General features: G+C 68.7%; 3 protein-coding genes. 2 read left to right on the forward strand and 1 reads right to left on the reverse strand.

The features are described from left to right. Positions 1 to 117: 117 nt before the first annotated feature. Positions 118 to 1,086, reverse strand: coding sequence for a tRNA glutamyl-Q(34) synthetase GluQRS (gene gluQRS / locus OXU43_02210; GenBank protein ID MDD9823974.1), 969 nt, complete (start codon positions 1,084 to 1,086; stop codon positions 118 to 120). A 288-nt stretch (positions 1,087 to 1,374) separates the two neighbouring features. Here gluQRS and OXU43_02215 point away from each other — a divergent pair, with 288 nt between their 5' ends. Together OXU43_02215 and OXU43_02220 are read left to right on the forward strand one after the other, a co-directional pair. Further along, positions 1,375 to 1,980 carry a hypothetical protein gene (locus OXU43_02215; protein ID MDD9823975.1) on the forward strand — a complete coding sequence of 202 codons (606 nt, stop codon included), beginning with the start codon at positions 1,375 to 1,377 and terminating at the stop codon, positions 1,978 to 1,980. Between the two features lie 16 nt (positions 1,981 to 1,996). Further along, positions 1,997 to 5,716, forward strand: coding sequence for a hydantoinase B/oxoprolinase family protein (locus OXU43_02220; GenBank protein ID MDD9823976.1), 3,720 nt, complete (start codon positions 1,997 to 1,999; stop codon positions 5,714 to 5,716). Positions 5,717 to 5,854 lie beyond the last annotated feature (138 nt).

Consider the following 5,854-nt stretch of genomic DNA (forward strand, 5'->3'; position numbering starts at 1 on the left):
CGTTCCGCGCTCTATTTGCGCGGGATTCCGGCTTTCGCCGGAATGACGGAAAAAAGGCGGAATGACGGGAAAAAACAGGAATGACGGAAAAAGGCGGAATCTCAGAATCAATCATTACTAAGTGACCGTTGGCTTGGCGGCGGCGCGCAAAGCGGCCTCGAAGCTGCCGGCATCGAAACGCTCCAGCAACTGGCGGGCAGTGAGCGCGGCGCCGGAGGCTGCCCAGCCCAGGGTGGCGGCAAGGCAGCCGACGACCGCGGCGGCATCCATGCCGCGGGCGCGCAGGGCCCGCAGGGATTGCCCGGCATCGCGCTTGGCCAGGCGGCGGCCCCGGTCGTCGCACAACAACGGTACGTGCCAGAAACGAGGCGGCCGGTATCCCAGGGCCCGGTACAATTCGATCTGGCGCGGGGCGGAGTCCAGCAAGTCGGCGCCGCGCAGCACATCGGTGACGCCCATCCCCGCATCGTCCACGACTACCGCCAATTGATAGGCGTACAGGCCGTCGGCGCGACGCACTACGAAGTCTCCCGCCTCGCGGGCCAGGGCCTGCGCCTGGGGGCCCATTACAGCGTCCTGAAAGGCTACCGTCCGCTCGGGCGCGCGGTAGCGCCAGGCGGGCGGGCGCAGTCCCGCAACGGCGCCGGGAGCGGCGTTGCCGCGGCGGCGGCAGGTGCCGGGATAGACGCCGCCCGCCGGCGCGCCGTGGGGGGCGCTGGCGGCCTGGGCGATGTCCTTGCGCGAGCAGTAGCAAGGAAACAGGGCGCCGCGGCGGCGCAGCGTCTCCAGCGCGCGCCGGTAGCAGGCGCCGCGCCGCGACTGCGTGTAGGGGCCGGCGGGGCCGCCGCGGTCGGGGCCCTCGTCCCAGTCCAGCCCCAGCCAGCGCATGTCCTCCAGGATAGTCTCGGCACAGCCGGGGCGAGTGCGGGGACGATCCAGGTCTTCCATGCGCAGAATGAAGCGCCCGCCCGCCAGCCGCGCCTGCATCCAGGCCAGCAGCGCCGTGCGCAGATTGCCCAGGTGCAACGGGCCGGTCGGACTGGGCGCATAGCGCCCGCAGGGAGCGCGAGGGCCGGAGGCGCTCATGCCGGCGCTTTCATGCTGCCCGCCCGGGGCGGCATTGAGGCCGGGGAATGGTCGGTATGGCCCGCATCGGGATTTAATTTTAGAATATTTCGCATTCCCGCAAACAAAAACCACGAACGAGAAGCAAGGGCTTGCAATGAAAGAGTTTTCGGAATGCGATACGCGCGGCCGCGGTTCCTGAACCCCGGCCTTCCCATCCGGGAACCATGCGCCGCGACAATGCGGCCCATGCCCATTTGGCTCCTGCCGCTACTCTTTGTTGGCGCCGCCGGCGCGGCCCTTGCGGATATGCGCGACGCGCATGCGCCCCGTTATTACTCCTGCAATGCGCTGCCGCACCGCGCTAACGTCCGCGATGAAAAATACTTCATCTATCCGAAACGGGACTTTGACGGAGGCATGCTGCGCAGCTTCGGTTTCGTTTACGAACCGGACCTCGTCTTCGCGGACTGGCTCCGCTGGCGGCAGCGGGAAGAATCGGAAAAACACTGGTGGGCGGAAAGCCACCTGGTGCACACGAGTTCGAACAGCCAGCGCTTCGTTACCTGGATTTACGACGAGCAGGAAGGACTCCTGGCCTCGGCCCTCACCACACGAGGCACGGCGGCGGATGCCAAGCGGACGCAAGCGTTCCATCAGGCGATTAACAGAGACCGGCTCCGGCAAGAGGAGCCGGAACGCTTGCGGGCCATTCGCCTGTTGGAAGAACGCCTGGGCAACGAAACGGGGCTCGCTCTCATTGAGAAAAGACTGGCCCGGCAAAACCTCCCTCCGGCGGAAGGCAGCTTCACGCGGTGGAGGGATTTCTACCGCTGCGAGGAGGAGACGAGCCGCATTTTGTGGCACCTACGGAATTTTCTGAACCAGATTTACGAAAATATCCCGTTAGGTTGAAAGTTTTCAAAGGCATGTGCGAGAACACGGAGTAACCCCGGCGGGCGGGCAAGACGGCAAGACCGGCAAGGGCTGGCAGTTCTGGATTGACCGCGGCGGCACCTTCACCGATATCGTCGCCCGCCGCCCCGACGGGCGCCTGGTCACCCGCAAGCTGCTTTCCGAGAACCCCGGCCGCTACTCCGACGCCGCCATCGAGGGCATCCGCGACATACTGGAACTGCCGCCCGGCCGCCCCATCCCGCCGGACGCTGTCGCCGCCGTCAGGATGGGCACCACAGCGGCGACCAACGCCCTGCTGGAACGCCGCCGCCGGGGCGTGTTGCTGGTCGTCACCCGGGGCTTTGGCGACGCCCTGCGCATCGGTTATCAGGACCGCCCGCAACTGTTTGCGCGCCGCATTGCCAAGCCCGAACCCTTCTACGAACAGGTGCTGGAAGTGGCAGAGCGGGTCGAGGCCCGCGGCAAGGTGCGCACCCCGCTGGACGTGGAACGCGCCCGGCGCGGACTGCGGGAGGCATGGCAGGCCGGAATGCGCGACTGCGCCATCTGTCTGCTGCACGGCTATCGCCACCCGGAGCACGAGCGCATCCTGGCGGGCCTGGCACGGGAGATCGGTTTCCAGCAGGTATCGGCGTCGCACGAGGTCAGCCCGCTGATCAAGTTCGTCAGCCGCGGCAACACCACGGTGGTGGACGCGTACCTGTCTCCCATCCTGCGGCGCCATGTAGAGCGGGCCGCGGACTGCCTGCGCGGCATCCGATTGCTGTTCATGCAATCCGGCGGCGGCCTGAGCGACAGCGCTTCGTTCCGGGGCCGCAACGGCATCCTGTCCGGGCCGGCCGGCGGCATCGTCGGCGCGGTGGAGACCTGCCGCCAGGCGGGCTTCGAGCGCATCGTGAGCTTCGATATGGGCGGCACCTCCACCGACGTGGCCTACCACGCCGGCGAATACGAACGCGACTTCGAGACCCGTGTTGCCGGACTGCAATTGCAGATTCCCACCCTGCGCATCCACACCGTGGCCGCCGGCGGCGGTTCCGTCCTGGAGTTTGCCAACGGCCGCTATCGAGTGGGGCCGCGCTCGGCGGGGGCCGTGCCGGGACCGGCCTGCTACCGCCGCGGCGGACCGCTGACCGTGACCGACTGCAACGTAATCCTGGGCAAACTACAGCCGCGACACTTCCCGGCGGTATTCGGTCCCGGCAACGATCAACCGCTGGACACCGCCGCGGTGGAGCGGCGCTTCGCCGCCCTGGCAGAGGAGATCGCCGCCGCCGGCGGCGGGCGGCGCGAACCGCGCGAGGTGGCAGAGGGCTTTCTGAACGTGGCCGTGGCCAACATGGCGAAAGCGATCAAAACGATCTCGGTGCAACGCGGGCACGACCTCGGCGAGGCCACTCTGTGCTGCTTCGGCGGCGCAGGGGGACAGCACGCCTGCCTGGTCGCAGACGAGCTGGATATGCGCCGCGTGGCGATTCATCCCCTGGCCGGGCTGCTCTCCGCCTACGGCATGGGATTGGCGGATGTGGGGGAAGACCGGCAACAGGCGGTGACGGCCCCCCTGGACGAGGCGCTGATCGGGCAGCTGGCGAAACGCTTTGAAGGTCTGGAAACGCAAACGCGCCAGGCAGTGGCGGAACAGGGCGTGGCGGCACGGCGGATCGAGCTCCGCCGCCGCCTGCAAGTGCGCTATGAGGGGTCGGACACGACGCTGGAATTGCCCTTCGGAAGCGTGGCGGAGATCCGACGGCGCTTCGAGGCACGGCACCGGGAACGCTTCGGGTTCATCATGCCGGAGCGCCCCCTGGTGGTAGAGACCATGCTGGCGGCGGCAAGGGGCAAAGTCGTGACGCCGAAGGAGGAGCGGGAAGAAGAGCCCCATGCCGGGGGTCGCGCGCCGCCGACGCCGCTGGAACAGGCGCGGTTCTTCAGCCGCGGCGCTTGCCTGCGGGCGCCCCTGTACCGCCGCGCGGATTTGTCGCCGGGACAACGCATCCAGGGCCCGGCCCTCGTCGTCGAGGCCGCCTCGACCACGGTGGTGGAACCGGGCTGGCAGGCCGAGGTCGCTGCCCGACGCTTCCTGCTGCTGCGCCGTTCGGAGTCCCGCCGCCCTGCCCCGGCGCGGACGGCGGCCGGCGAACGCGCCGACCCGGCCATGCTGGAGATCTTCAACGGCCTGTTCATGTCCGTCGCCGAGCAGATGGGGGCCGCGCTGCAAAACACCGCCCATTCGGTCAACATCAAAGAGCGCCTGGACTTCTCCTGCGCCGTGTTCGACGCGGGCGGCGGCCTGGTGGCGAATGCGCCGCATGTGCCCGTGCATCTCGGCTCCATGGGCGAGACCGTGCGCAGCGTTATCGGCCATTGCGGCGGCCGGCCCCGGCCCGGCGACGTGTACGTCCTGAACGACCCCTACGCAGGCGGCACCCACCTGCCGGACGTGACCGCGGTGACGCCGGTGTTCGCGCCGCGGGGCGAACGCCGGGACAGAACGGACGGCGGCGCGGCGGCGCGGGGACGGCCCTCGTACTACGTGGCCTCGCGCGGCCACCATGCCGATATCGGCGGCATCACGCCAGGCTCCATGCCGGCTTACAGCAGCACCCTGGAAGAAGAAGGGGTGTGCCTGGGCCCGATGCTCCTGGTGCGCGCAGGGCGCTTCCGCGAGCGCGAACTCACGCGGGCGCTGTCGCGGACGCGCCACCCCGCCCGCAACATCCCCCAGAATATCGCCGACCTCAAGGCCCAGACGGCCGCCAACGAGAAAGGCGCCCGGGAGTTGCGCCGGATCGAGGAACGCTACGGGGCGGAGACCGTGCGCGCCTACATGCGGCACATCCAGAACAATGCCGCGCACGCCCTGCGGCGGGCGCTGGCAAAGTTGGATGACGGGCGTTTCGATTACCCCCTGGACGATGGCAACCGCATCGCGGTCCGTGTCGCCGTCAACCGCGGCGAAGGCACGGCGACGGTGGACTTCGGCGGCAGCTCCGCCCAGCACCGCGGCAATTTCAACGCCCCCGCCGCGGTCGTGCGGGCGGTGGTGCTGTACGTGCTGCGCACGCTGGTGGACGAGGACATTCCCCTGAACGACGGCTTCCTGGCGCCCGTGCGCATCGTCGCGCCGGAGCGCAGCCTGCTCCGCCCCCGCCCCCCCGCGGCGGTGGCGGCGGGCAATGTCGAGATCTCCCAGGCGGCCGCAAACGCCCTGTTCGGCGCCCTGGGCATCATGGCTGCATCCCAGGGCACGATGAACAACATCAGCTTCGGCAACAGCCGTCGCCAATACTACGAAACGCTGGGCGGCGGCGCCGGCGCCGGCCCCGATTTCGACGGCGCCGATGCGGTGCACACGCATATGACCAATTCGCGCCTTACCGATCCCGAAGTGCTGGAGTGGCGCTTCCCCGTACTCGCGCGCCGCCTGGCCGTGCGGCGCGGCAGCGGCGGCCGCGGCCGCCACCGCGGCGGCGACGGCATCACAAGGGAATTCCTCTTCCTGGAAGACATGGAACTGGCCCTGCTCTGCGGCCACCGCAAGGTGCCGCCCTTCGGTCTCGCGGGCGGCCTCCCCGGCGCTGTCGGACGCAACCTCGTGGTGCGCGCCGATGGCCGGCGCGAGCTCCTCGCCGGCGCTGCCCAGACCCGCATGCGCCCCGGCGACGCCTGCATCGTGGAAACCCCCGGCGGCGGCGGCTACGGCCCCCCGCCCGAAAAAGAGCGCGGGCCTTGAGGAATTGTCAATTAGGAATTATCAATTAGGAATTAGGAATCACAAGCCGTTACGCAATCGAGGGGAAAAGGTTCCCACCCTGCTATGGAGGGTAGATTCCTGCCCCCGTTAATGCAGTAAAGACAAGCCAGGGGCAAG

Source organism: Gammaproteobacteria bacterium (assembly GCA_028817255.1).
In the GTDB taxonomy this organism is placed as follows: domain Bacteria; phylum Pseudomonadota; class Gammaproteobacteria; order Porifericomitales; family Porifericomitaceae; genus Porifericomes; species Porifericomes azotivorans.

Excerpts from the sequence above, each read along its gene's own strand:
- OXU43_02215 (MDD9823975.1), top strand. The coding sequence starts at position 1,375 with ATGCGCGACGCGCATGCGCCCCGTTATTACTCCTGCAATGCGCTGCCG.
- gluQRS (MDD9823974.1), bottom strand. The coding sequence starts at position 1,086 with ATGAGCGCCTCCGGCCCTCGCGCTCCCTGCGGGCGCTATGCGCCCAGT.